21 protein-coding genes are annotated in these 24,774 nt (G+C 65.1%); 12 read left to right on the top strand and 9 right to left on the bottom strand.

All coding sequences use genetic code 11. The features are described from left to right. Positions 1–25: 25 nt before the first annotated feature. On the bottom strand, positions 26–2,269 hold the full coding sequence (locus OTER_RS16960) for a glycoside hydrolase family 3 C-terminal domain-containing protein (protein WP_012376157.1): 2,244 nt from the start codon (positions 2,267–2,269) through the stop codon (positions 26–28). Between the two features lie 181 nt (positions 2,270–2,450). On the opposite strand from OTER_RS16960, the gene OTER_RS16955 reads away from it, so the two are divergent. Together OTER_RS16955 and OTER_RS16950 are read left to right on the top strand one after the other, a co-directional pair. Beyond that, on the top strand, positions 2,451–4,901 hold the full coding sequence (locus OTER_RS16955; RefSeq protein ID WP_012376156.1) for an ABC transporter permease: 2,451 nt from the start codon (positions 2,451–2,453) through the stop codon (positions 4,899–4,901). Between the two features lie 233 nt (positions 4,902–5,134). Then, complete coding sequence (locus OTER_RS16950; protein WP_012376155.1) at positions 5,135–5,998, top strand: SDR family oxidoreductase; 864 nt, start codon at positions 5,135–5,137, stop codon at positions 5,996–5,998. Between the two features lie 94 nt (positions 5,999–6,092). Here OTER_RS16950 and OTER_RS16945 read toward each other — a convergent pair whose 3' ends face one another. The 3 genes from OTER_RS16945 to OTER_RS16935 form a co-directional block, all read right to left on the bottom strand. Next, the gene (locus OTER_RS16945; RefSeq protein ID WP_012376154.1) at positions 6,093–6,818 is read right to left on the bottom strand and encodes an SDR family NAD(P)-dependent oxidoreductase; all 726 of its coding nucleotides are present in this window, start codon (positions 6,816–6,818) and stop codon (positions 6,093–6,095) included. A 362-nt stretch (positions 6,819–7,180) separates the two neighbouring features. Next, complete coding sequence (locus tag OTER_RS16940) at positions 7,181–8,521, bottom strand: RNA polymerase sigma factor (protein WP_012376153.1); 1,341 nt, start codon at positions 8,519–8,521, stop codon at positions 7,181–7,183. A 156-nt stretch (positions 8,522–8,677) separates the two neighbouring features. Then, a complete protein-coding gene (locus tag OTER_RS16935; protein WP_012376152.1) occupies positions 8,678–9,091 on the bottom strand; it encodes a YciI family protein in 414 nt (137 codons plus the stop codon). A 200-nt stretch (positions 9,092–9,291) separates the two neighbouring features. Here OTER_RS16935 and OTER_RS16930 point away from each other — a divergent pair, with 200 nt between their 5' ends. Next, positions 9,292–9,855 carry a DUF1579 domain-containing protein gene (locus tag OTER_RS16930; RefSeq protein WP_158305463.1) on the top strand — a complete coding sequence of 188 codons (564 nt, stop codon included), beginning with the start codon at positions 9,292–9,294 and terminating at the stop codon, positions 9,853–9,855. 42 nt (positions 9,856–9,897) lie between these two features. Further along, a complete protein-coding gene (locus OTER_RS16925; protein ID WP_012376150.1) occupies positions 9,898–10,146 on the top strand; it encodes a hypothetical protein in 249 nt (82 codons plus the stop codon). A gap of 90 nt (positions 10,147–10,236) precedes the next feature. On the opposite strand, the gene OTER_RS16920 is transcribed toward OTER_RS16925, so the two are convergent. Beyond that, a complete protein-coding gene (locus tag OTER_RS16920) occupies positions 10,237–11,142 on the bottom strand; it encodes a hypothetical protein (RefSeq protein ID WP_012376149.1) in 906 nt (301 codons plus the stop codon). Positions 11,143–12,304: 1,162 nt separating this feature from the next. On the opposite strand from OTER_RS16920, the gene OTER_RS16915 reads away from it, so the two are divergent. Both OTER_RS16915 and OTER_RS16910 read left to right on the top strand, forming a co-directional pair. After that, positions 12,305–12,856 (top strand): hypothetical protein, encoded by a 552-nt coding sequence (locus OTER_RS16915; protein ID WP_012376148.1) that lies wholly within the window; start codon positions 12,305–12,307, stop codon positions 12,854–12,856. Next, positions 12,849–13,409 carry a hypothetical protein gene (locus OTER_RS16910; RefSeq protein ID WP_044891837.1) on the top strand — a complete coding sequence of 187 codons (561 nt, stop codon included), beginning with the start codon at positions 12,849–12,851 and terminating at the stop codon, positions 13,407–13,409. The genes OTER_RS16915 and OTER_RS16910 overlap by 8 nt, the downstream gene beginning before the upstream one ends. Before the next feature lie 146 nt (positions 13,410–13,555). Here the strand turns inward: OTER_RS16910 and OTER_RS16905 are convergent, their stop codons facing one another. The 3 genes from OTER_RS16905 to OTER_RS16895 all read right to left on the bottom strand — a co-directional run bounded on the left by OTER_RS16905 (position 13,556) and on the right by OTER_RS16895 (position 16,692). Then, a complete protein-coding gene (locus OTER_RS16905; RefSeq protein ID WP_052300411.1) occupies positions 13,556–14,056 on the bottom strand; it encodes an IS110 family transposase in 501 nt (166 codons plus the stop codon). 138 nt (positions 14,057–14,194) lie between these two features. After that, entirely contained in the window at positions 14,195–15,922 is a 1,728-nt protein-coding gene (locus OTER_RS16900; protein ID WP_012376147.1) for a phospholipase D-like domain-containing protein, read from the bottom strand. 275 nt (positions 15,923–16,197) lie between these two features. Then, entirely contained in the window at positions 16,198–16,692 is a 495-nt protein-coding gene (locus OTER_RS16895) for a VOC family protein (protein WP_012376146.1), read from the bottom strand. A gap of 205 nt (positions 16,693–16,897) precedes the next feature. Between OTER_RS16895 and OTER_RS16890 the strand changes: the two genes are divergently transcribed. The 6 genes from OTER_RS16890 (at position 16,898) to OTER_RS16865 (ending at position 23,706) form a co-directional block, all read left to right on the top strand. Further along, a complete protein-coding gene (locus OTER_RS16890; protein ID WP_044891836.1) occupies positions 16,898–17,320 on the top strand; it encodes a YciI family protein in 423 nt (140 codons plus the stop codon). 177 nt (positions 17,321–17,497) lie between these two features. Further along, the gene (locus tag OTER_RS16885; protein ID WP_044891835.1) at positions 17,498–18,547 is read left to right on the top strand and encodes a carbon-nitrogen hydrolase family protein; all 1,050 of its coding nucleotides are present in this window, start codon (positions 17,498–17,500) and stop codon (positions 18,545–18,547) included. 71 nt (positions 18,548–18,618) lie between these two features. Next, the gene (locus tag OTER_RS16880; protein ID WP_012376143.1) at positions 18,619–19,809 is read left to right on the top strand and encodes a glycoside hydrolase family 172 protein; all 1,191 of its coding nucleotides are present in this window, start codon (positions 18,619–18,621) and stop codon (positions 19,807–19,809) included. Positions 19,810–20,049: 240 nt separating this feature from the next. Beyond that, positions 20,050–21,228 carry a sensor histidine kinase gene (locus OTER_RS16875; protein WP_052300410.1) on the top strand — a complete coding sequence of 393 codons (1,179 nt, stop codon included), beginning with the start codon at positions 20,050–20,052 and terminating at the stop codon, positions 21,226–21,228. Positions 21,229–21,356: 128 nt separating this feature from the next. Then, the gene (locus OTER_RS16870) at positions 21,357–22,691 is read left to right on the top strand and encodes a glycoside hydrolase family 28 protein (protein ID WP_158305461.1); all 1,335 of its coding nucleotides are present in this window, start codon (positions 21,357–21,359) and stop codon (positions 22,689–22,691) included. A 79-nt stretch (positions 22,692–22,770) separates the two neighbouring features. After that, on the top strand, positions 22,771–23,706 hold the full coding sequence (locus OTER_RS16865; protein ID WP_044891834.1) for a sugar ABC transporter substrate-binding protein: 936 nt from the start codon (positions 22,771–22,773) through the stop codon (positions 23,704–23,706). Between the two features lie 206 nt (positions 23,707–23,912). On the opposite strand, the gene OTER_RS16860 is transcribed toward OTER_RS16865, so the two are convergent. Further along, on the bottom strand, positions 23,913–24,608 hold the full coding sequence (locus tag OTER_RS16860) for a choice-of-anchor K domain-containing protein (RefSeq protein ID WP_012376139.1): 696 nt from the start codon (positions 24,606–24,608) through the stop codon (positions 23,913–23,915). Between the last annotated feature and the right edge of the window lie 166 nt (positions 24,609–24,774).

The following is a 24,774-nucleotide window of genomic DNA, read 5'->3' as shown; positions in this document are numbered from 1 at the left end:
AATGCGCGTGGCTACCGGTGAGAAGTTATTCGATGGAAATGGTCTGTCGCAGTTTCAGGTCCGAGTCAGCCGACGAATTGCCGACGAGCAATTCTACCGGGCCGGGCTCAACCACCCAAGCATGCTGTTCGACCGACCAGTAGGCGAAGCGCGACGCGGGCAACTGCAGTCTCACGTGCGCCGTTTCGCCCGCTGCCACGCTGATGCGCTGAAAACCGCAGAGCTGCTTCAGCGGGCGGGAGACCTTTGAGTGGGGATACCGTGCATAGACCTGCACGACTTCATCACCGGCGCGCGTCCCGGTGTTGGTAACCTCCACCGCGATTGAGAGGATGGCGTTCGGCGCGAATGTCCGCGGGGCCGGCGATTCAGCAGGAGTTTCTGCCCCGGCGCCCACGTGCCGGGCTACATCCAGGCCGACACGAAGATTGGAAAGATTGAACGTCGTGTAGCTCAGCCCGAACCCGAAGGGGAACTGCGGTTCGCCTTTGAAATACTGGTAGGTTCGTCCGTGGGTGAGATCGTAATCCATCATCGGCGGCAGCTGTTTCAGCGACTTCGGCCAGGTTTGCGCCAACTTGCCATCCGGATTGACCTCGCCCCACAACACGTCGCCGAGCGCGTGGCCGAGTTCCTGGCTCGCATGCGTGAGGTGGACGATCGCCGGCACGTGCTTCACCACCCACGGCATCGCATAGGGGAAATTCGAAATCAGCACGACGATCGTGCGCGGATTGGCGGCGAGTACGCGCCGGATGAATTTCTCCTGATCGCGCGGCAGCGCGAGGTCCTTGCGGTCCACGGCTTCCTTGCCCTCGCTCGGCGTGCGCACCAGTTCCCAGCCGCCGGCACTGATCGGATCGTTCCCGACGCAGACGATCGCAATCTCAGACGTGCGGGCGAGCTCGACCGCGGCGTCGCCCATGTCGGCGAGCCAGCCAACCTTCACGCCCTCGCCCGCGACTTTTTCCACTCCGATCGACGGCGGCACCGTATACGGCGGCGTGCCGCCATACCAATCCGGAAGGACGGTGTTCACCAGCGGGCCAACCAAGGCGACCGTCTTCACCTTCGTGCGATCGAGCGGGAGCAGCGCGCCGGAGTTTTTGAGCAACACGATCGAGCGCTGGGTGACCTTGCGCACGAGCGCCTGCGTGTCGGGACGCAGCCAGGGCTCGGCTTCGCCGTTGCGGCCGATGGCCGCGTACGGCACACGCTCATCCGGATCGAGCAGGCCGAGCTTCAACGAGACGCGGAAAAGTCCCCGCAGCGCCGCGTCGAGGTCGCGCTCGGTGATCGAGCCGCGTGCGACCGCTTCGGTGACAGCATCCTTGTGCCGGTCGAGGAAGTGATTGATGCCCGCCTTCACGCACGCCGCGGCCGCGCTGGGCAGGTCGGGAAACGCGTGATGTTTCTCGACGAGCAGCCGCAGTCCGCCGCCATCGGTGCAGAGGATGCCGTTGAGCTTCCACTCGGCCATGACGATGTCGCGCAGCATCGGGTGCACGTGAGCCGGCGTGCCGTTGACGGCGTTGTAGGCGGCCATCAGCGCCGGTGCGCCACCGTCGACGATCGCCATCTCGAACGGCTTCGCGTAATACTCGCGCCACTGTCGCTCGCTGAAGTTGGATGACGACGATTCCCGTCCGTCCTCATTGCTGTTGGCCAGAAAATGTTTCACCAGGCTCACGGCCTTGAAGTAGCGCGGATCGTCGCCCTGCAGCCCGCGCACGAACGCCGTCGCCAGCGTGCCCGCGTGAAACGGATCCTCGCCGTAAACTTCCTCCGTGCGGCCCCAGCGTGGATCGCGCGCGAGATCGGCGTTGGGCGCCCGCACGATCAGTCCGGCGCGATCGTAACGCGGACTCTGGAACAGATAGCGCGCTTCCTCCGCCTCCTGCGCGGCGACCTGCCGGATCAGCTCCGGATCCCACGTGGCGCCGAGTCCATACGCCTGCGGAAACTGCGTGGTCGCGGTCGGGTTGCGCCGGCCCCAATTGCTCGGGCCGCCCTGTGCCACGCCGTGATAGCCCTCGATGTGGCGCGAACCTTTCACCCCGAGCCGCGGCACGGCCGCCCGCATCGCCATGCAGTCGATTTTCTCCTCGAGCGTCATCCGTCCGATGAGGTCGTCGATGCGCTGCTCGGCCGGAAGTTCCGGGTCCTGAAACGGCAGCCCCGTGGGCAGCGTTTGGGCCGAGGTGCCGGAAACGGCGAGCGCGAAGCAGCAGGAAGACAGGAGCGGCGCGAGGGTGGGGTAGGATGGCATAACCAACAGCAAGGAGAGCAACTGAGCATGGGAGCAGGCTTCCGCGCCTGCCGAAACGAGCCACGGCAGGCAGGGACGCTTGCCGCTACGAATCAAGCGGAATCCTGGGGACGGCACGCTCGACGAATTATGACGCCGAAAGATCTGAAACTTTCCGTGCGCAGCGGAGTTTTTGTGCCGTATGCCGCCCTTCGAATCTGTGCTGCGCGACGTGCGCTTGTCCCTCCGCAACCTCGCGCGCGAAAAAAGTTTCACGGCCACGGCACTCCTGATCCTGTCGCTCTGCCTCGCCGCGAACATCGCGATCTTTGCGGTGGTGAACAGCGTGCTGCTGAAACCGCTGCCGTTCACCGCGCCCGAGCAACTCGTGCTGGTGGCCAACGCTTATCCCAAGGCGGGTGTGCCGCGCGCCGGAGCCTCCGTGCCGCATTACCTCGAGCGCAAGGAGCAAGTCGCCGCGTTCGCCGACGCCGGCGCAGTGCGCGGCTCCGGGGTAACCATCGGCGAAGCCGGCTCGCCGGAGCGAGTCGACGCCACGAGCGCGACGCCGTCGTTTTTCCGCACGCTCGGGGTGAATGCCGCGCTCGGACGGACGTTCACAGACGAGGAGGGTTTTTATGGGAAACATTTGGTCGTGATCCTCAGCGACAGCCTGTGGCGGCAGCGGTTTGGGGCGGATCCCGCGGTGATCGGCCAGAAGATGCGGATCAACACGGAGCAGTTCACGATCGTCGGCGTGATGCCGCCGTCGTTCCGCTATCTGTCGCAGCGCGCGAAGCTCTGGACGCCGCTGTGCTTTTCGGACGACGACCGGAAACAGGATCGGCGGCACTCGAACAACATGCAGATGATCGCGCGGCTGAAGCCGGGCGAATCAGTTGGGACGGCGCAGGCGCAGGTGGACGCGCTCAACGCCCGCACGCTCAAGGAAGATCCCTTTGGCAAGACCGTCATCGATGCCGGGTTTCATACGTTCGTGCGCGATCTCGGCCAGGACTACGTGGCGGAACTTCGGCCGGTGCTGCTGCTGCTGCAGACCGGCGTGTTGTTCCTGCTGCTGATCGGCGCGGTCAACCTGGCGAACCTGTTGCTCGTCCGCGCCACCGGCCGCACCAAGGAATTCTGTGTCCGGCAGGCCCTCGGCGCCAGTTGGGGCCAGCTGGCGCGCTCGCTGGTGACCGAGACCGTGGTGCTTTCGGTGCTCGGCGGTGTGATCGGACTGGCTTTGGGCGCGGCGGCCGTGCGCGGCATCGTCTTGCTCGCTGCCGACCAGTTGCCGGTGGCGATCGATCCCTCGCTGGATTTCAACGTGTATCTGGCCGCGCTCGCGGGGACGATCGTGCTCGGCGTGGTGCTCGCCGTGCCGGTGATCTGGCACACGTTGCACGGCAACTTGACCGCGGCATTGTCCGTCGAGTCGCGTGGCGGCACGACCACGCGTGCGGTGCACCGGCTGCGGCATGCGTTGATCGTGGCGCAGATCGCACTCGCGTTTGTCCTGCTCGCCGGGACGGGTCTGCTCGGATTGAGTTTCGCGCGCGTCATGGCGGTGAATCCGGGGTTTCAGGCCGAGAATGTCCTCACCGGCACGGTCGCGCTGCCGTGGGTGAACTACAAAGAGGACAAGCAGCGGCTTGCCTTCATCGATCGATTGCTGGTGGAGCTGCAGGGCGTGCCCGGCGTCACTTCCGTCGGGATCGGCACGGGGCTGCCGTTCACCGGTTCGGCCAACAACAACGCGACGTGGATCGAGGGACGCGAACCGGCGCAGGGCGAATCCCTCCAGGCGCACTACACGAGCGGCGTGGCGGGTGACTACTTTCAAACGCTCGGCGTGCCCCTGCGCGAGGGCCGCTATCTCACTGCCGCCGATCTGCACGGCGAAAATCGGGTCTGTGTCATCGACGAAGACGTGGCCCGCCGCTACTGGCCGAAGGCAAGCGCGGTGGGGCACCGGCTCTCGAACGAGCCGCCGGGCAAGGATCAAAAACTCTACACGATCGTCGGTGTCGTGGGCGCGGTGAAGCAGACCGATCTCGCCGACGCGCGCGCGAACGGCGCGATCTATTTTCCCTACAACAACTATGCGAGCACGTGGTTCGCGCTCACGGTGCGAACGACGCAGCCCGCCGAGCTGGCCGGCAAGGCCCTGCGCGGTGCCGTGCTGCGCATCGACCCCGAACTGCCCGTGGACGATTTGAAAACGATGGAAACGCGCGTGGCTGACAGCGTCGCCGGGCGGCGCGTGCCGTTGCTGCTCGCCGGAATCTTCGCGGCCGTCGCGCTGGTGCTGGCGGCCGTGGGAATCTACGGCGTGCTGGCTTACACGGTCGCGCAACGGCAGCGTGAGATCGGCGTGCGGATGGCGCTCGGGGCGCTGCCGGAGCAGATCCTGGCGCAGTTTCTCGGACTCGGCGGCCGGCTGCTGCTGATCGGGCTGCCGCTCGGGTTGCTTGGCGCCTGGTTCGCGGGCCGCGCGATGAGCGGCATGCTCTTCGGCGTCGCGCCGAGCGACGTGACCGTGCTCGGCGGCACCGCGGTGGTGCTCTCGCTCGTGGCGGTGCTAGCCTGCCTGATTCCGTCGCGGCGCGCCGCGCGCGTGACGCCCGTGGAAGCGCTCCGCGCGAACTAGGCGCGGTTGATAGTGTTGTAGCCGGGGTCGGTGACCCCGGACCGGGCATTCGACAGCCGCCCAGCTGCACTGCTGTAGGAGCGGTAAACCGTGGCTGAAGTTTCCGGGCGGCCGCAACGCGGGTCTCTGACTGGCCGGATCACGGCTCCGGCAATTCACCGATCCGAACGCGACATCGCACAATCGCGGGAACGCTGTTTCCGGCGGACGCACTATGCCGCAACGCTGATCCCATGAACAACGCTCCTTCGTCCGCATCTGCCTCCATTCCTCCGCCCGTTGTTTCCGATCCGCCGCGGCGGTTGGAAAAACAAATCGCGCTCGTGACCGGCTCCGGCTCCGGGCTCGGGCGCGAGATCGCGATTGAGCTCGCGCGCGCGGGCGCGGCCGTGGTCATCAACTATGCGCACAGCGCAAAGAGCGCGGAGCAGACCGCGAGCGAGATTCGCGCCGAAGGCGGCCGCGCGCTGGTCGTCCAAGGCGATGTGAGTCGCGAAGCGGACGTGCAGGCGATGTTCCGTCGCACCTGCGAGGAGTGTGGCACCGTCGACATCCTGGTGAACAACGCCGGCATCGAGCAGGACGTGGCGTTCGACGAGATGACGCTCGCGCAGTGGCAGAAGGTCATTGATGTGAATCTCACCGGGCAGTTCCTCTGCGCGCGCGAGGCGGTGCGCCAGTTCAAACGCCGCGGCGTGCGGCCGGAGATTTCCTCGGCGGCGGGCAAGATCATCTGCATCAGCTCGGTGCACGAGGTGATCCCGTGGGCGGGACATGTGAACTACTGTGCATCCAAGGGTGGGGTGATGCTGATGATGAAAAGCCTGGCACAGGAGGTGGCGCGCGATCGGATTCGCGTGAACAGCATCGCGCCGGGCGCGATTCGCACGGACATCAACCGGCACGCGTGGGAAACGCCGGAGGCGATGCGACAGCTGCTGACGATGATCCCGTATGGCCGGATCGGCGAACCCGCTGACGTCGGACGGCTCGCGGTGTGGCTCGCCTCGGATCAATCGGACTACATCACCGGCACGACGATCTTCATCGACGGCGGCATGGTGCTGTATCCGGCATTCTCGAGCGGGAAAGGTTGAGCGCGGAGCTTTAGCCGGGCTCTGCGTGCCCGGCGGCTTTGTGATGTAACGTGAAACGGCCGAGGTCAGCGACCTCGGCTACATGCCACCGCGCTTACACGTTTGCACCGCGCAGCTCTTGGGCGCGGAAAAACTGTCCGCCGGGCGCGTCGTCCGCCAGCAGCACGGGCACGAGCGCGCCGGGGAGTACGGTCTCGGGGTCGTTGGGCGCCTGTTTTCCGCCCATGTCGGTACGCAGCCAGCCGGGGTCCAGCCGCGAGACGATCACGCCGGTGTCCTTCAGCTCGGCGGCGAGGTCATCGGTAAATTTGTCGACGGCCCATTTGCTTGCGCCGTAGCCGGCGAGCTGCGGGGTTTTGTCGATGCCCGAGGTGACGTTGACCACGCGGCCCCAGCCGCGTTTGCGCATGGCGGGAACGAACCGCGCGCAGAGCCGCACGAGCGCGAACACGTTGACCTGAAAGCTGGATTCCCAGTCCGCTTGCGTGTGGTTCTCGATGCGTTCGCGCCACGGATGCATGATCGCGGCGTTGTTATAAAGGATGTCGACTCCGCCGAGCGCCTCCACGCGATCCGCCAGTGCCTCGACTTCAGCGGGCACGGCGAGATTCGCCGCCACGACAACCGGATCGGCCCGACCCGCGCTCGCCGCCACGACCCGCGCCAGCGTCGCGGCGCAAGCCGTTTCGGTGCGGCCGTGGACGAACACCCGCGCACCCTGGCGGGCGAGGGCCTCGGCGACCAATTGGCCGACACCACGACTGGAACCGGTCACGAGGGCGGTGCGGCCGGAGAGACGAGAGGGAGCGAGTGAGGACATGGCACGGGGATGACGGATCAACCGGTAAAAGGATGTTCGCCCGGCGCAAACGTGAGGGCGCGTCTGCGATGTGTTCGCCATCGTAGGGGCGCAGGCTTGCTGCGCCCTCAATCGGTTGCCGGTGATAAGGGCGCAGCAAGCCTGCGCCCCTACCATCCGTCTCTGGGAGTTAGCCGCGTTGGCCGTGTATGATCGATGGAGCGGCGACGCCCTCGTCGCCGTGACGCGACGAGGGCGTCGCGTCTCCATTCGGGCAGCGCTTGCGAAGGAGGGCGGCCATTCCGTTTTCCGCCGGGATGTCGCTTGATGTTCGTGGCACTCGCGGCGTGAGCGCCCGACCTTCAGAGGTCAGGGACCTCCCATCACGCCTCCGAGCGCCGCGGCGTACTGCCGGCGAGCCGCTCGAGCAGCCGATCAAGATAGAGTTGTTCGGGACCGACGCGCGCCAAGTCGCGTGCTTTCCGAAAACAAGCGATCGCCTGCGGCCGCTGGTTTAGCCGCCAGTGAAATTCCCCGCTCACCGCGTGCAGCAGATAATAGGAGTCCAGTCGTTCGCGGCGCGGCATCGCCGCGAGCGCGTCGAGTCCCGCCTTCGGCCCGTGCACTTCGGCGACGGCCACCGCGCGATTCAGATCCACGATCGGCGACGGTTTGATGCGCTGCAGTTCATCGTAATGGCGCAGGATCCGCGGCCAATCCGTTGAAGCGTAATCCGTCGCGGCGCAGTGGCACGCCGCAATGCCGGCCTCGAGGTGGTATTCGCTGAGCTCCTCGCCGCGCGCCGCCGCACCCAGCATCACCAGACCCTGTTCGATCATGCGCTGGTTCCACTTGGTGCGATCCTGGTCGTCGAGTCGCAGTAGCTCGCCGTTCTGATCGAGCCGACCGGGGAGCCGCGCTGCCGTGAGCAGCATCAGCGCCAGCAACGCTTGCGCGCGCGGCGTGGCGAGCACTGGATGCTCGACGACGAGTGTGCCCAACCGGATCGCCTCGGCGCACAACTCCTCGCGCAACAGGCGCTCGCCGGCGGAAGCCTTGTAGCCTTCGTTGAACAGCAGGTAGAGTGCGCTCAGCACGCCGTCCAACCGCGGGGCGAGATCGGTGCCGGCCGGCAGCTCGAAGGGAATCCGGGCGTCCGCGATCCGCTGCTTCGTGCGCGTGAGCTGCTTTTCGATCGCGGCCTCGCTGGTGAGGAACGCCTGCGCGATTTCGCCGGTGCTGAATCCGCACAGCACCTTCAACGCGAGCACGACCTGCGCATCGGCGGCGATCGAGGGATGGCAGCACACGAACATCAGCCGCAGTGCGTCGTCGCGAATTTCCTGATCCGGATCCGCGGGCGCCGCGGAGCCGGGCCGCGTCTGGTCGAGGTAGGTGACGATCGCGGACTCCTTGCCGGTGGACATCCGCTGATGCCGCAGCGCGTCGCGCGCGAGATTGATCGCCACGCGCGTGATCCAGGCCGAGGGATTCGGCGGCACGCCGCCCATCGACCACGTGCGCAGCGCGCGGAGCATTGCCTCCTGCGCGAGATCCTCGGCGAGCGAGAGATTTTGGACGCCGAGCAGCCGGATCAGCGTGCCATGCAGCCGACCGGTTTCGTGCCGAAAGAAATGTTCAACCAGTTCCGCGGGGCCGGCCGCCACTGGCGGCGGTGGCGTCGCGTCGGTCGCGGGCTGCGTCGGAACATCCGTCGTCGCCATGCCTCAGGCCGCAGTGGGCGGTTGGAGGTGGCGCGCCTTACCCTCAAGGCGCTGTCTCGCCCGCGAGTATCTTCCCATAGCCTTGAAGGCAGCGCGCACCGCCTCTCGCCGGTTTGGCCGCTCAGGATGAGACAGATTTGATTGCATGCATTCGAATCAAGCCATCGCGGCCGCCGCGGATGGTTGTCGGCTCTTGACGCCGAGATGGCAGTGCTCGGTCAGTTCCCGGATTTCGATGACGAGCCCGTGCTCCAGTGCAGGATGGCGGCGCGCGATGGCCGTGGCCTCGTCGAGCCCGCTGACGCACAACTTCACGTAGCCGCCGACCGCCTCCTTCGCCTCGGCGAACGGCCCGTCCATCACCCGCTGACCAGCCGGCCCGCTGACGACGCGCGTCTCGGGCTCGAGCGGTTGTCCCTCGAGGGCCTGTCCGCGTTGCGCAAGCTCGTCATACCATGCGTTCCAGCGGGTCACGAGTTGCTGCTTCTGCTCGGCGGAGAGCTTCGCGAAGATCTCCGGGCCGGTGTTGCGGAACAGCAGGAGGTAGGAAGTCGAAGGGGCGAGGTCCATGGGGGCAGGAATGTGTGATTGAACAGGCCGGGCCGCCCGGCCGCGGATAACATAGCACATCGCACAGGATTGGGGGCGCAACGCACCGGGCGTGCCGGAGTTTTATGACAAGTCGGCGAGCGGTGTCCGAAACGCGAGGGCCCGTTCGTCGAGGAAGTGTCACCACGCCGCGATCGCGGCGTTCACTGAAAGGAAACCTCATGAGCACAACCACTGCATCCCAAGACATGACCACCGCCACTTCCCACGAGAACTCCGACCGTGCGCCCTGCGCGGACATGCCGTCCGAATCCCCCGGCCAGGAGCACGAGTGGCTGCAGCAGTTCGTCGGCGAATGGGACCTGGAACTCGAGATCGACTGCGGTCCGGGCCGCTCGCCGATGAAGAGCCGCGGCCACGAACGCGCGCGGATCTTCGGCGGGTTCTGGCTCGAGTCGGAGGGCCGCAACGAAGACTTCCCCTACGTTTGCCGTCTGATGCTGGGCTACGATCGGCGCCAGCGTTGTTACGTCGGTACGTGGATGGACTCGATGTCCAGTCACCTCTGGCATTATCGCGGCACCGTCGATGCCACCGGTCGCATTCTCACGCTGGAGACGGAGGGCCCGTTTCCGCCTGGACCGGACGGCGGGCTGTCGAAATTCCGGGAAGTGACGGAATTCAAGAGCAAGGATCACCGCGTATTCACGTCCTCGCGGTGGAACGAGCGTGGCGAGTGGCAGCAGATGGTCCGGATCGATTTTCGCCGGCGCGCGTCGGCGTGAATCGGAGTGCTTGCCGTCCTCGCGCTCACCCGAGCTTGCCTCATGACTTCCATCCGGTGCGTGCCGCGCTCTGATCCGTTGCCGCCGAACTCGGACGCTCTGGGCGAGCCTGGCGAAGAGGGTGCGCGCGACGGCAGGCAGCCGCTCGAGCATCTCATCGCGATGCTCGCGGCAGCGGTCATCCAGCGTCAGCTCCGCCTCGGTGCCGACTCCTGCGAAGTAAGCGAAGGCTGCGGCGAGAACGATCGCGAGCATCTACGCGACAACGGCGGAATCAAATTGCAGCGGTGAGGTAGGATTCCGCTCCGCGCCGCGGGCGCCTCTGACCAACGCGGCGCCTCGATTCGCCGCGTGATCAGCTGAACGTCGCGCGCCGACCCGCTACTCGGCCGCGACCACTTCGGCGGCCTTGGCTGCCGGATAGCGATAGATTCGTGGGGTGTCACCAGCCGGCAGCCGATCCGATGCCGGCACGACCGGCGCCTGGTTGAACGCGGCGGTGTCGGCTTGGACCACGATCGTTTCCTCTGGATTGGGCGGCGTGAGCAACGCGAGCGGGACGGCGAACCACTGCTCGTCGGGCTTGGGCACCGGAGGAAATCGCGGCGAGACCAGCGCGTGCGTTACGCGATGGGCCGGCCAGTCGATCAGGAATCCGCTCAGGTAGCCGGTCTGTTCGTTCTTCTGCGAGGTCACGCGTTCGAGCAGCAGCGGCTTGAGCGCGACGTAACGCTCCGCCTTGGACGGATCCGGCACTTTGGCCGAGAGGTCCACGGGGCCGTCGACGCCCGGCGGCGGCTCGAGCCAGCTCTGTTCGTAGAACGCATACACCTGCGCTCCCTGGTCGGTGGGTTTCACGACCATGACGTTGTTCCAGTCGATCACGGGCGCCTCGATCCAGCGCTCCTCAGTGATGTCGATCTGCAGCGGAGCCCTGGGATCGTCGGGCACGGTGACGACGCCTGGCGGCACGACCTTCGGTCGGCCGTAGAGCCGCGCGGGCAGGATCGAAAGATAAATGATCCGGCCGGACGGCATGTGCGCGAGGACGTCGTTAACGATGCCGAGAGACTTCCCTTGCGGATTGCGCACGTCGCGCCAGAGCAGCTTTTCCAGTGGAAGCGCGGTGAGTGCGACGGGTTGCGGTGGCTCCGGGGCGGTGGAAGTCGGTGCGGGAGGTGTAGGCTGAGCTGACGCGGGTGCAGCGCCCCGGACAACGGCAAGGCTTGTGAGCATCACCGACGTGACCGAAGCCGTGAAGAGAAAGCGAAAGTTGCGAGGCTTCATGGCAGGATGGCTGAGAAACGGTGCCGCGCGCTGAAACACGGCTCACACGGCATGGCATAGTCTCCCGAGAGTGCTCTCTCCGCCATGGGGCCGTGCTCGCAAAGTCACCCCGGCAGAACTCCGGATCGCTGCCGTCGATCTGCTGTGGGCGGCGTAGCTACGAGCCTTGGCGACAGAAGATCTTGCCCGCGAATCACGCGAATCTCACGAATCCACGGGGAATGCGGCCAGTCTAGCCCGACTAGGTCGGGGCCCTCCTCCGCGTGGTTTGTCGTAGCCCGGGCCATCGGCGCGCGGGCAACTTGTCGGCCGTAGCCGCTGGCGAAGGTGGATCTTGCCCGCCGCGAAATGGAGCTGGGAGAACCACGAAGCACACCAAAGGCGCGAAACCATGACTGCCGCAAAGAAGTGCAGAAGGCGCAGAACTCAGAACTCCATATCGCGCGGGAACGAGCCGCCCACGGCATACACCGACCACACGGAGCATCTCACCCGCGATTACTCGGATACACGCAGGCTTGCTGCGCCCAAGCCCGCCACCTTCCCCGGTGTGCTTTTTAACATCTTGGGTTGCTGGAAATCCGGGTGGTTCTGACGCTCCGAATCCCTCTTGTGACCCTCTTGTTGACTACCTGCGACCATGCTGTGCGGTTCCGGAGGGTTCCTGAGCCCCCCTTTTAGGGTCTGGTTGGTCGTCGATTCGGTCCTCTGAGGGATGCGAGTGTCCCATCGCGTTCCTGAAGATGCCTGCCCTGCTGGCGCGACGCCCTCGTCGCGTCAGCTCGATGTAACCAAGGTGGCCTCCGGCCTAAGCTCTCTGCACAGGCGCTTGCAGGATGCTCCATCGAGTTCACCACAACCTACCAAACACACGAACCATCGCTGTCCGGGCCGCCGGCGGTCGGCCTTGGTGACCACATTCGCATCCGTGCGCCACAGCACCTGCTCCCCATCCGGGAAACGATATCGAGTCGGTGGGCACGACAGACGGCGGGGTAACGGATCCGCTTCACGCTTTTTGCCGGCGCCAGCGGCGATCTCGAAAAGCCAGGAGCTGTAATTTGGCTGTTGAGGCCAAAGGAGTTATCGGGCGTGATGGCGCCCATGAACCTGCCTCGAGTTAGGTTTTCCCCTGAGGCTGAATAACACTGTTCGGCAGAACATGCGCGAGTCCGTCCTTAGAGATTTCCTCGTCGGTGTCGCACCTGCGGCCGCTCTGAAGAAAGACTTGGCTGGCGCCGTCGTCCAAACCTCTTCGGATGTATTCACCCAGTATGTGGATCCGATGAAGGAAGAATTGCTCATCACCCGAGACCACGTGTTGCGGCTTTGTGATGCTGTCCTGGATGGCTCGCTAGCCGCTGAAGACCTGGAGCCGATTGCCTTCTGCATTATTGCGTCCGACCACTTTCGATTCGAGGACGAGGCCCCTTACAACGAGCGCTTGTTGGACACCCTGCACGACTGGGATTCGCCCGGGATCAATTACGTCCTCACCCGTGCCACAGTCGAGAAGTTCAAAAGCCGGCTTCTTACCGGCGAGAGCACCTTCACCCGCCAAGATATTACTCCGCCGGAAAGGCGCACCGCCCGACGGCTGGTGGAGCTGAAGCAAGAGCCGAACCAGCCGTCACAGCGCAACGCGGGCAGCCGTCCGCCTTCGGACGATTCGCCCGCATCCGAAACTCCATCCTCGCTCGGCCCGCGTGGCTGATCTTTGGTCGTTGGGAAAAATGGACCGGCTCACTCTTCTACGTCTGAACTTCGCCGAGCTTTCTGAGTTGCTCGACATGACCCGCAGCGAAATCGCTAGCTTCAACGATCTCGCGGCCCGAGAGAAGGACACGGATTTTCTTCGAAGGCTTAAAGTGCGTGTCGTCTTTTCATGCATCGAAGCTCACGTCTTCCATCTAAAGTCTGCTGCATGCGCATTGTCAGAACCGGGTGATTTCTCCGATGCCGACAAGCTTGAGTTACAGGATTTGCGACTAGCCCAAGCGGGCTTTCAGAAGGCAAAGCGTCCGCTCAAGGAGAATATCAAGCTGGCCTTCAGGGCCTACGGGCGTGTGTGCGGGAAGTCATACAAAGTAGATTTCTCCGGGGAAGAGGGCGCTCGTTTCTTAGCAGCAGTCGAAATCCGGGATCGCGTGACACATCCCAAAAGCCCCCGGGATTGGCGTGTATCCGCCAGCGATCATAGGCTCGTGGACGATGCGTGGCATTGGTTTGGAAAGCACCTAGTGGCTGTTAGTAGCCTCGATGAATAAACGGCCCAACCAGATATCTGAGGTCTCCAAGCAAGCGGGAAAGTGAGGTTTATGCGGGGGCCTTGTCGCTGGGCAGGCGGGTGTGGAGGGCGAGTTGGTAAAGGGCGGGATTGCGGTGTTGGAGCGAGGCGAGGTAGCGGGTCTCGTCATACGGCTGATGGTCCTGCCAGCAGCGGACGAGGATCCGCTGCCATTTGAAGGCGAGGGCGCGGGCGATGGTGTGGTGTTTCTTGCCGCGTAGCTTTTGCTGCTCGTAGTAGGCGCGGGCCCAGCGCGAGTGGCGGATGCTTTCGCTGGCGTGTTCGTGGAACGACTGGCGCAGGAAGGTGGGGCAGGGCGTGGCGGCGACAGATCTGGGTGCTGTGACCGGAGCGGATCACGACGGGGGCGATCCCGGAGAGGCACTGCAGCGACTTCGCTGCCGGAAAGCGGCTGCGGTCGTCGCCGAGGGCGGCGAGCAGTCGCGGGGCGAGCACCGGGCCGACGCCGGGAAACGAACGGATCAGGGCCTGATCGGGATGGGCGCCGAAGACTTGAGCGATGCGTTCGTCGTAGCGTTCGAGCACCACGAGCAACGGCTCGAGCTGGGCCAAGAGCGCGTGCAGATACAACTCGGCCGGCCCGAGCACGGCGGGATCTTCCGTCAACGGTCGCGGTGCGGATCACCTCGCAGCGGTCCGGCTGCCCGTCTTCGATGCCATTGCGAAGAGGCGAGTTTCGCGCTGGCTGGTGGCGTTGGTCGTGTTCTACGCCGTATCGTTTGGCACCTATGGCATCGAAGGCAGTCAGGCGAACAGCTTTCGGTCGAGCGCCTTGCGTGGATCCGAGTAGTATTCGTCCCACCACGGCTTCTCGTCCGGTGCGCGCGGCGGACGGGCGAGCTGCAGCGGGCGGTGTCCCGCCTTGGCCTCTTTTTGCGCGACGCGGAAATGGTAGTGATCGAAGATCCGCAACGCCTCGATCATGTAGGAGGTCGCCACCCGGCGGTCGCGAATGCACAGCAGGTTTTCGCCGTTGCTAGTGTCCGCGGCGCCCGAGAAGTTGAAGGAGCCCACATAGACGCGTGCCGTCGGCTTATCGAAATCGATCACGAGAAACTTGTGGTGCAGCCGCACGCCGCGTCCGCCGCTGGACTCCTCCTTGAACAGGCCGGCCAGATCGCGCGTCAGCTCCTGCGGGTAAACGACGCTCATCTGACCGCTCGGCTTGGTGAGCGCGAGGCCGGGCGCGGCGAGCGCTTTCACTTTCTTGTCCGAGATTCCGTAGCAGAAAATTTTCGCGTCGGACTGGATTTGTTTGAGCGCGTCGACGATGCGGCCCGGCGTTTGATAGAGAAAAGCGAGCGAGAAGAAGAGGCTGGAGCGCGCTTGGGCGAGGTCGGCCGCGATTGAGGCGAGCACCGCGTTTTGCGCAAGCCGCGGCGAGAAGGTGATGGCGGCCTTAATACCTTTGAGCCCCAGCTTCTGCCAGCCGGCGGAGGCGGTCGCGCCGAATACCTCCGGCCGCGCATTGTTCCAGTAGGCTTCGAACGCTGCGGTGAAAATCCGCACGACGGATGGACCACGGAGAATCACCGCGCTGTTGTTCTGCACGTAGAATCCGCGCCAGGAAAAGTTGGTCGAGCCTGCGACCGCGGCCTGCACGGCCGGGCCGTCGACCACGACGATCTTGTTGTGCTGAAGCTTTCGTACGTGCTGTCGCTTGACGTGATCGGGGCCGGCCGACGCGATGAGCCGACGCTCGGCGGCGGCCTCGGCGGAGGTTTTCGCGCCGTGGTCTGGTTTTGAGTCGTCGATGATGATCTTCAGCCGCGTGCCCAGTTGCTCAAGCCGGGAGACGATGCCGGGTTCGCAAAGGTCATAGGCGACGACGCGCACCTGCGCTTGCGGATCGCCGAGCGCCTGGTCGAGCACCTCAAGCACGGCGCTACGCGCTTCAAAACCCATCCATGCGTAGGCGCCCTTCGCCACCTTTTCGGGGCAACCCGGTTGGAACTCGAGGCCTTGGTCGGCCGTGGCAGGCAGCAGTGCGGTGAGCGGATATTTGCCATAGCGATCGGCGAACGCCTGCGACGAGACGAAGCCGCGCGTGTAGGTGACGTTGAGCTGTCCCGGGTAGGTCTCACGGCGGAGCTGGATCGCCGCTTCCTGTGGCTCGCCGTAGCTCAGCTTGCCGGCAGCATCCATGAAGACCGGCGTGGCGCGATAGGTGAAATCGCCGTCCAGCTCCGCGTTGCGGGGGAAATGCACCCAGCGAAATTTCTGGATCGGCGAGAGCCGCGTGGAGAGTTTCTTCGGCTTGGCGGCGTCTGCGGCGAAGCTGAGGCGGTTGTTCAGCGCGTAGAAACGCGTGCCGCCAGGCTCCTGGTATTCGATCGCGAAGCCGACGAAATCGAGTGGCGGGCGGCGCCGCCGCCAGTTCATCGCCAGCAGCGTCATGCCGTCGCCGCGATGGAGTTTGAGGGAAAACAAGGCCTTCGGATTGCGGCCGCGAACTTGGCAAGGGTTGCTCATGGCGACAAGAGTTGCGGGGTTGTCCGCATCGCGCGGCGCCCACGACGGAGCGTGACCTCCGTCGCGGTGTGCCGCGCGATGCGGCGATGCGCAGGGAACGGCTGTACGCTAACGCCGGCCCCGCGGGCTCAAACCGCCGCGACTACGTATTCTTACGCGGCAGCACCCGCGGTGCCGGGATGTGCACCGGCACGGCGCGCGCGTTGATCCGCTCGCTGATTGGCGGCGACCGCTCAAACGGCCCGCGGGAAACGTCGGCCTATGAACGACTCTGGCTAGCCGCACAGCTCGGTGGCGGCTTTTTGGATATCCTCCGGACTCACATCGCGCACGTGTGTGCCGACGGACCAACGGTGGCCAAACGGATCCTCGAGCACGCCGTAGCGATCGCCCCAGAAGGCATCGGCGACCGGAATGATGATCTTGGCGCCTGCTTGCACCGCGGTCTCGGCGACGCGATCCGCGTTTTCCACACTCAGGTGAATGGTCACTGACGTGCCCTCAAGCGTCTTCGGACTCGTGGAACCCCAATCCGGAAATTCGTCGGCGAGTATCACCAGCGAATTGCCGATCCGGACGGAACCGTGGATGAGCTTGCCTTCGGGACCGGGCACGCGGGTCACTTCCACGGCGGCGAAGGCCTTTTTGTAGAACTCGATCGCGGCGGCGGCCCCAGCGCATACGAGGTGAGGTGTGACGGTATGCATGTCTTCTGGCACGGGCTTGACGGCGGACTGAGTGGCCGCGCTCGAGAGGGTGGTGATGCTCATGGGGGAGTGTGGGTTGAGGTTTCATCGGGCGCGATTGGCTCGAGCCAGATCGCGCCCAACTCATCAACGAACGACTCGGTTTGAGGCGGACGCGTTCATAAAATCCGTGTCAGCGTCCAGTGTCTCGCCGCCATGCGAGGAAAGTGTGTGTCATCCGGGCGGCGAGGTTTTGACGAGCCGCTGGCCGGGACACATGACGGCAGGCATGGCAACTGAAATCCATCCGGCACCGTTCCTGTTGCTATTTCGCAATGGCGGCATCGAGGCGCACCGGCACCTCACTCGCGACGAACGCGCGCAACTCGCGCGCCGTTGGAACGACTGGTATGAGGGACTCGCGGCGCGAGGCAAAGTCCAGCACGGCCAGCCGCTGGAACTGCACGGTCGCGTGGTGTCAGGCCCGCGCGGCGAGAAGGTGACGGATGGTCCCTACGCCGAAGCCAAGGAAGTCGTCGCCGGTTATCTGTATCTCAGCGTCGCGGATCTCGACGAGGCGACGGAGATCGCGCGCGGCTGTCCGGGACTGCCGCTGGGGCTCACGGTGGAGGTGCGGCCGGTGGCGGCGGTGAGTCCGGTGCTCAACGAAGTCTGCGGGCGTCCGCCCGCGGCTGCTGAGCGGGCCGGTTAAGACTCGCGGTGGATAGCGGTCACGATTGCGGTCGCAATCCTGCCGCAGCAGTGGACGGAAAGTCAGAGGATGACCCCGTCGCAGAGCGCGGCGGGTAAGTGGCCTGCCACGAACAGCGTGGACGCCAGCGAATCGATTGGGATTGGTTGGGAAATTGCTGTCGCTAGGCTGCGGCACATGAACGACCGCGCCCCACGGATCTCTGCCTTCGTCGCCTTCCTGCTCGCTGCCGTTGTGCTGCACGCGGAACCGCTGACGGGCGCGGCCGTGGCCTCGCAGCCTGCGGGCACGTGGGCGACCCGGGCAAACTCGCTTCCTCGGAAGGTGGTGCTGGGCTCGGCAGTGGCGGGTTTTCACGGGCCGCTCGCCGATCGGCTGAGCCTGATGTCAACCTTGCTCGACCAGGCGGCAGCGCAGGCGAACCAGGCGCCCGGTGGCCGCGGACTGGATCTGATGGTGTTTCCGGAATTCGCCCTGCAACGCGACGACGCGACCACGGCGTCGGACCAAGCGGTGTCGCTCCAAGGGGTGGTGCTCGACACGCTCGCGCGGAAGGCGCGCGAGCATCAGACTTGGATCGTCGCGCCGATGACGCTGCGCGAGCGGGACCGGATCAGCAATGCCGCGGTGCTGGTGAATCGGTCCGGCGAGGTGGCGGGGATCTTTCGCAAAGTCCATCCGATGATCGACGAGCGCGGGGTGTGCGAGGGTGGGGTGACGCAGGGCGACGGCTATCCCGTGTTTCAGACGGATTTTGGCCGGCTGGGCATTCTGATCTGTTGGGACATGAGCTATGAGGAAGCATGGGACGCGCTCGCCGCCGGTGGCGCGGAATTGGTGGCGCTGCCCAGCGCCTCGCCGCAGACGCTGCGACCCATGGCGCAGGCGTTGCGACACCATTATTTCGTGGTGAACAGCGCGCCGCGCGACAACGCGTCGATCTTCGATCCGATCGGCCGCGTCGCGGCACAGATCACTGCGCCCGGCGTGCTGGTGCACCAGATTGACCTAGCGTATGCGATCCTGCACTGGAGCGAGACGCTGCACGAGGGCCGGGCACTGACGGAGCGTTTCGGCGCGAACGTCGGCTACGACTACTCGACGCGCGAGGACACCGGCGTGTTCTGGTCGAACGATCCGCAGCGCAGCATAGGCGCGATGATTGGCGAGCTCGGGTTGCGCGAAATGCCGGAGTCGATCGAAAGGATGCGCCGACGCGTGCCGTAACGGACCGGCGGTCAGAATCGCGGTCGTTTTCGCTCTCGCGGCCGGCACGCGGAAAACTCAAGACCTCTCTCATGAAGACGCTCACCTTGCTTTTCGTGTCGCTTCTCCCGGCGCTGGCGGGCGCACAGGTTCCCACGGGCGCGCTGGGACAACTCGCGGAGATTCACAGCGGCGTGAAGTCACGCCGCGTCAGCAGCTACGATCGCAACGGCGGGAACGACGATCGGCTCACGGCGATCGCGCCCGGTGCGCGGGCGACCTTGCTGGACGTGAAGGGCGCCGGAACCATCACGCACATCTGGATCACGTGCGCTCCGGGCGCCGACAAGCTCAACCGCGACGATCTCGTGCTGCGGATGTTCTGGGACGGGAAGGATTATCCGTCGGTGGAGGCGCCGCTCGGCTCGTTTTTCGGCAACGGCTGGGGTGAGACGTACAACTTCATCAGCGCGCCGCTGGCGGTGACGCCGGGCTGGGGCCGCGCGTATGTGAGCTATTTTCCAATGCCCTTTGCCACGGGCGCGCGGATCGAAATCGAGAATCAAAGCGAGCAGCCGATCGAGGCGCTGTATTTCAATATCGACTATCTCGAGATGGCTACACCGGCCGAGGGGCAGGGGCGATTCCATGCGTGGTATAACCGCGAGGTCACGGAGGCGCTGCCGGGCGGCGAGAACGAATGGGGCACACTCGGCACCCAGGGCGCTAATGTCGACGGCAAGGACAACTACCTCATCGTCGACATCCAGGGGCGCGGCCACTTCGTGGGCGTGAACTACTACGTCAATTGTCCGACCCCCATGTGGTATGGCGAAGGCGACGAGATGGTGTTCATCGACGGTGACGCCAAGCCGACGCTGAACGGGACCGGGACAGAGGACTATTTCAACACGGCATGGTGTCCGAAGGAGCTATTTCAGCATCCCTATTTCGGTTATCCGCGCGTGAATGGCGAGACCGGCTGGCTCGGGCGCACGCACGTGTATCGCTTCCACGTCGTCGATCCGATCGTCTTCGAGAAGTCCTGCCGGTTCACGATCGAACACGGCCACAACAACGCGCTGACGCTGGATCTAGCCTCGGTTGCGTACTGGTATCAGGACACGGCGGCACGGCTGCCGCGCAGTTTCACGCGCGTCGAACGGAAACCGCTGCCGGCGATCTCGCCGACGGATATCCATCTCTGGCGCGATGCGTGGCGGCGGCAACAGGGTGGCGAGCCCAAGCTTTGGGGCAACGAACGCCAGAAGCAGCAGCCGTAGACGCAACCCCGCATGCACGCTGGATCGCGCGCATCCGCCGCCCGCAAACCAGTGATGGGCCGGAACACGACGGGCTGCGCGGTGGCACGTCGATTTCGGCTGTCCTCACGCGGCCAAGCCTGCCAGCGTCAGTGCGCTCTTCAGCGTACCGAATTCTGTGCCGAATCGTCAGGCTGAAGCGTCTGGCCCACGGTTGGCCCCACGATGATCTCCCCAAACTCGTTTGATGCCCGGACTCCGATGAATCGCGGCGATGCGAACGGCAATGTGCTGACGCATTATGCGCCCGCTGAGCGCGTCGATGCCGGCGAGTTGCGGGCGCAGCTGGACTTTGTGGCCAACGATCCGGTGATCGATGGCCTGATGCGCGTGGTCGGCGGGTTGCTGGCCGTGCTGAACGAGCAGCGGCAGGTGCTGGCGGTGAACGACCGGCTGCTGCAGTTGCTCGGACTGGGCTCGGCGGAGCAGGCGTTCGGACTGCGGCTGGGCGAGGCGGTCCACTGCGTGCATGCGCACGCGATGCCGGGGGGTTGTGGCACCAGCGAATATTGCTCCACGTGCGGAGCGGCGATCGCGCAGGTCACCAGCCTGGCGGAGAATCGCGCCGTCGAACGGGTGTGCGCGATCGACGTGGCGCCACCGATCGCGGGTTCCGACCACCTGTTTTTCCGCGTGCAAGCCTGCCCGCTCCGGCGCGAGGGCCGTCGCATCCTGCTGCTCGTGCTGCAGGACATCACGGAGGAGCAGCAGCGGGCGCTGCTCGATCGGACGTTCTACCATGACGTGAAGAACACGCTCTGCGCCGTCATCGGGGCGAGCGAAATGCTGGCGATGGATCGCGAGCGCAGCGACGCCGACATGGCGGATCATCTGGTGGAGATGACCCGCCGGCTGTCGCGCGAGATCGAGCTGCAGCGCTGTCTCGTCACCGCGCGCCCCGACGGCCTGGGCCGGATCACGACGCGCGTGACGGTGCGGCAGGTGTTGGAGGACTTGGAGCGCGCCTGCGTGCTGCATCCCGCGGTCCGGGGCAGGCGGCTGCGCGTGCAGCCGGCTCCGGCGGAGGCTCCGGTGCTGGCCACCGATCCGACGCTGCTGGGCCGTGTGTTGCAGAACATGGTGATCAACGCGCTCGAAGCGACGCCGGACGGCGCCGAGGCTCGCGTGTGGGCGGAGCGGGCGGAGGGCGCGATCGAGTTTTGCGTGTGGAACGATGCCGTCATCACGGCCGAGAACGCCCGCCGGATTTTTCAGCGAAATTTCAGCACGAAGGGCACGATTGGCCGCGGGCTGGGCACCTATTCAATGAAGTTGCTGGGCGAACAGGTGCTGGGTGGGCGGGTCAGCTTCACGAGTACGCCCGACGCGGGAACGTGTTTCCGAATCCGGCTGGAGGCGAATGACGTGGTGGCGGAGTGAGGCTGGTGCGAAGAGACGAAAACCTGATGGTTTCCGCGGCCGGCGCGCGGCGATGGAGCGAGGAACCGGTCAACGATGAGCGAACCGGCGCCGTCGCGCGCGACGGCCACAACCGCAGGCTCGGTCCCATGAAAACCCCCTGGAAGCGGCAGTACGTGCGCCTCGCCCTGGGCCTGCTGATGGCCGGACTGGCGACTGGCAGCAGGCCGTTCGACCTGCGCGCGGCCGAAGTCGACGTGACGGCGGTCGAGCACGTGCGGCCGGCGCTGCCGGTGATTCCGGAGCGAACGTTCCGGCTCACGGACTTCGGGGCGGTGGGTGACGGCACGACGCTGAACACAGAAGCGTTTGCGCGTGCGATCGCCGCGGTGGCCAAAGCCGGCGGCGGCAAACTCGTGGTTCCCGCGGGAACGTTCCGGACCGGTCCGTTCGCATTGTGCTCGAGTCTTGAACTGCATCTCGAGGCGGGTGCGCTGATCCAAGCCCCGGCGACGTTCGCCGACTGGGGGCTGCCCGAGCCGACGACGTTCAGCTCGCAGGCCGAAGTGAACGCGGCGGTGAAGCCGGTGCCTCCATTGATTCACGGTCGCAAGCTGCACGATGTTGCCATCACGGGCTCCGGCCAGATCGACGGCAATGGCGCGCTGTGGTGGGCGTGGTCGGAACGCGCCGCACGCGCTCAGCGCGGACGGCTGGTCTACAAGCGCACGCACATGATCATCATCGACGGTTGTGAACGACTGCGGGTCGCGGATGTCACGCTGTCGAACTCAGCCATGTTTCATCTCGTGCCGCGGCGGATCACCGACCTGACGATCGAGCGGGTGAAAGTCCGCGCGCCCGAGGAGGCACCGAACACGGACGCCATCGATCCGGGTTCGGTTACCAACGCTTGGATTCATCACTGCGACATCGACACGGGCGATGACAACATCGTGATCAAGTCCGGCGGCACGAATATCCTGATCGAGGATTGTGTCATCAAGCATGGCCACGGCATCTCCATCGGTTCCGAGACGACGGAGGGCGTTCGGAACATGCTCGTCCGGCGATGCAGCTTCGACGGCACGGACAACGGCATCCGGATCAAATCCATGCGCGGCGCCGGCGGCGTGGTGGAAAACATCCGCTACACCGGCATCACCATGAAGGACGTCGAGAACGCGATCGTGCTCGATCTGACCTACACGGATAACAACCGGCCGAATTTCCGCGGCGATCCGACGAAAATCCCCGTGATCCGCGACATCCTCATCGATCACGTGACGGTCACCGGCTCGCTGAAGGCGGGAAAGATCGTGGGCCTGCCGGATAGCCCGATCTCGGGGGTGACGTTGCGCGACGTAACGATCCAGGCAGAGAAGGATCTAGTGGTCAAAGATGCGGGCGCGCCGGTATTCGAACGCGTGACCCGGCAGATCGAGCCGGGTGTTGCCCCTAGAAAGCCGGCGTACGTTCACTAGTTTCGGGACAGCGGGCCGGCGACCGGCGAATTATCATCAAGTTACCGAATCCGGTGCCGTAGATGTCGCCGTTATGGCTATGTCACTGCGCTTGGCCGCGGTTTTCGCGGCGTGTTGTTGGGTGCCGCTGACCGGCTACGCTGGTCCACGCGTGGGAGTGTTGTTGAAGGATCGTTTGCCCGGATTCTGGGTGTACGCGGAGCAGGGCGCGGTCGAGACCGGCGAGCAATTGGGCGCCGAGGTGATCGTCAAGGCCCCGCCCTCGGTGCTCGATGTGGGTTTCCAGCCGCGGTTGCTGGCCGCGCTGGCGACGCAAAATCTCGACGCGCTTGTGGTGGCGCCGACGAATCCCGACGCGGTCGAAGCGATGGTACGCGAACTGGCGGGCAAAGGCGTGAAGATCGTCACGCTCGACACGCCGTTCAAGGACGGGGTGGCGGATGTTTTCGTGGGAGCGGACCAGGCGGTGATTGCGGCCGCCGCGGCGCAGGTGTTTCTCGAGCTGGCGAAGGATGGCGACGAAGTCGCGTTGCTGCGCAACAACAGTCTCGACCGGCCGGTGTTATTGCGCGAACAAGCGCTCCGGCAGGCGGTGCAAAGTCGGAGCGGACTCGTGCTGCACGCGGATGTTTTTGCCAGCAGCGAGAAGAATCAGGAGGATCAGCAGGCGCAGCTGCTGCTCACTCAGCATCCGAAAATCAAGGCGGTCTTCGCGTCCGCGACCCGCGGTACCCTCTCGACGATCCGTGCGATTCGGCAGAGCGGGCTCGTCGGCAAGGTGAAGGTGGTGGGCTTCGGCACGTATCTGCCCGACGAAGCCGCGCAGGCGTTCGAGGACGGGATTCTGCATGGCTGGGTCGCGCAAGAGCCGAAGGATCTTGGCGTGCAGGGCGTACGCGCCGCCGTGGCGCTGGCGAAGGGCGAGTCGGTGCCGGCGGTGGTACGGCCGGCGTTCGTGCTCGTGACGAGCGACAACTTCCGTTCGCCGGAGGTGCAGGCGCTGCGGAAACCGTAGCGTTCTCGCCGGGCGGCGCCCCGGGGGCCGGGTTCCACGAGCCTGGCTACCGCGTTTTTGTTTCCGCACCGTAAGCAGAACGGCCCACGCCGGCGAAACCGGAACGTGGGCCGTCTGGCGATCCGCGGTGACAAAGCCGGGATCACTCGATCGATGATGATGATTCTTCAAGGACCGCGGCACAGTCGCCGCGGGCTTGCGTCGGCTCAGGCGGCGAGCGGACGCGTGCGGGAACGGCGAATCGCGACGAAGCCGAGCAGGCCCAGCGCCGCGAAAACGGCGTAGGTGGAGGCTTCAGGAACCGGCGTAATAACCGGATCGGAGAACGCGACGGTCGCATACAGGCCGACCTTATCCTTGTGCTTTTCGCTCACGGGTTCACCGGGCGGCACGTTGAAGTCCGGATCGGTGAATCCGATGTCGAACGTGACGTAGGTGCCGTCGATGTTCAGCAGCGCCGGGGCCGTGTAACCGATGTAGTAGAGGTCCGGCTGCCAGTTCGGGATGTTCGGCGTGTTGGTGATCGCGAACAGCAAGGTCGTCAGCTTGAAGTCGCTCACGGCATGACCGGGAACGTCCAGATAGAGATCCATCTGGGCGTCGGCCGCCGCAGTGCCGAAGAGCGTGATGCCATTCTTGATCTTCACCTGACCGAGATCGAAGGTGTCGCCATTGCCCACGGCAGCGAAGGTGTCGCCGGTGAACGTGATCTTGGTTGGGAAGGGCCAGCCAGTCGTGAACGAGGACTCGACCGGCCCGTTGGTTATCGAGTTAAAGAGGCCGGTGGGCCCCGTAAACACTCCGTGCGACGAGCCAGTGAGCGTCAGCTGGGCGTGGGCCGCAGTGAGGCATACCAGCGCTGTCGTCGGCAGGAGGAGCAGCGAACGAACGAGCGATTTCATAGTGGGTTGGGAACTCCGGCCCCACCGGGGGCCGGGGTGATGTCCCAAGGTGTCGCGGCGCCCGGGAACACGGCAATGCAATGTTCCGTCGAAAAACACCCTTCCGCATGTGCGGGAACGCCCGATACGGCATGGGGGAGCGGAAACCGCGGCGCCGTGAAACCAG

The sequence above is a fragment of the Opitutus terrae PB90-1 genome, assembly GCF_000019965.1.
Classification (GTDB): Bacteria; Verrucomicrobiota; Verrucomicrobiia; order Opitutales; family Opitutaceae; genus Opitutus; species Opitutus terrae.
This window is presented reverse-complemented; position numbering and strand designations above follow the sequence as displayed.

What these genes read in the sequence shown, in the direction of transcription:
- OTER_RS16885 (WP_044891835.1), top strand. Translation starts at nt 17,498, where the DNA reads ATGAACGACCGCGCCCCACGGATCTCTGCCTTCGTCGCCTTCCTGCTC.
- OTER_RS16860 (WP_012376139.1), bottom strand. Translation starts at nt 24,608, where the DNA reads ATGAAATCGCTCGTTCGTTCGCTGCTCCTCCTGCCGACGACAGCGCTG.
- OTER_RS16875 (WP_052300410.1), top strand. Translation starts at nt 20,050, where the DNA reads ATGAATCGCGGCGATGCGAACGGCAATGTGCTGACGCATTATGCGCCC.
- OTER_RS16870 (WP_158305461.1), top strand. Translation starts at nt 21,357, where the DNA reads ATGAAAACCCCCTGGAAGCGGCAGTACGTGCGCCTCGCCCTGGGCCTG.
- OTER_RS16925 (WP_012376150.1), top strand. Translation starts at nt 9,898, where the DNA reads ATGACTTCCATCCGGTGCGTGCCGCGCTCTGATCCGTTGCCGCCGAAC.
- OTER_RS16945 (WP_012376154.1), bottom strand. Translation starts at nt 6,818, where the DNA reads ATGTCCTCACTCGCTCCCTCTCGTCTCTCCGGCCGCACCGCCCTCGTG.
- OTER_RS16960 (WP_012376157.1), bottom strand. Translation starts at nt 2,269, where the DNA reads ATGCCATCCTACCCCACCCTCGCGCCGCTCCTGTCTTCCTGCTGCTTC.
- OTER_RS16950 (WP_012376155.1), top strand. Translation starts at nt 5,135, where the DNA reads ATGAACAACGCTCCTTCGTCCGCATCTGCCTCCATTCCTCCGCCCGTT.
- OTER_RS16955 (WP_012376156.1), top strand. Translation starts at nt 2,451, where the DNA reads ATGCCGCCCTTCGAATCTGTGCTGCGCGACGTGCGCTTGTCCCTCCGC.
- OTER_RS16935 (WP_012376152.1), bottom strand. Translation starts at nt 9,091, where the DNA reads ATGGACCTCGCCCCTTCGACTTCCTACCTCCTGCTGTTCCGCAACACC.
- OTER_RS16890 (WP_044891836.1), top strand. Translation starts at nt 16,898, where the DNA reads ATGGCAACTGAAATCCATCCGGCACCGTTCCTGTTGCTATTTCGCAAT.
- OTER_RS16920 (WP_012376149.1), bottom strand. Translation starts at nt 11,142, where the DNA reads ATGAAGCCTCGCAACTTTCGCTTTCTCTTCACGGCTTCGGTCACGTCG.
- OTER_RS16900 (WP_012376147.1), bottom strand. Translation starts at nt 15,922, where the DNA reads ATGAGCAACCCTTGCCAAGTTCGCGGCCGCAATCCGAAGGCCTTGTTT.
- OTER_RS16915 (WP_012376148.1), top strand. Translation starts at nt 12,305, where the DNA reads ATGCGCGAGTCCGTCCTTAGAGATTTCCTCGTCGGTGTCGCACCTGCG.
- OTER_RS16940 (WP_012376153.1), bottom strand. Translation starts at nt 8,521, where the DNA reads ATGGCGACGACGGATGTTCCGACGCAGCCCGCGACCGACGCGACGCCA.
- OTER_RS16930 (WP_158305463.1), top strand. Translation starts at nt 9,292, where the DNA reads ATGAGCACAACCACTGCATCCCAAGACATGACCACCGCCACTTCCCAC.
- OTER_RS16895 (WP_012376146.1), bottom strand. Translation starts at nt 16,692, where the DNA reads ATGAGCATCACCACCCTCTCGAGCGCGGCCACTCAGTCCGCCGTCAAG.
- OTER_RS16880 (WP_012376143.1), top strand. Translation starts at nt 18,619, where the DNA reads ATGAAGACGCTCACCTTGCTTTTCGTGTCGCTTCTCCCGGCGCTGGCG.
- OTER_RS16865 (WP_044891834.1), top strand. Translation starts at nt 22,771, where the DNA reads ATGTCACTGCGCTTGGCCGCGGTTTTCGCGGCGTGTTGTTGGGTGCCG.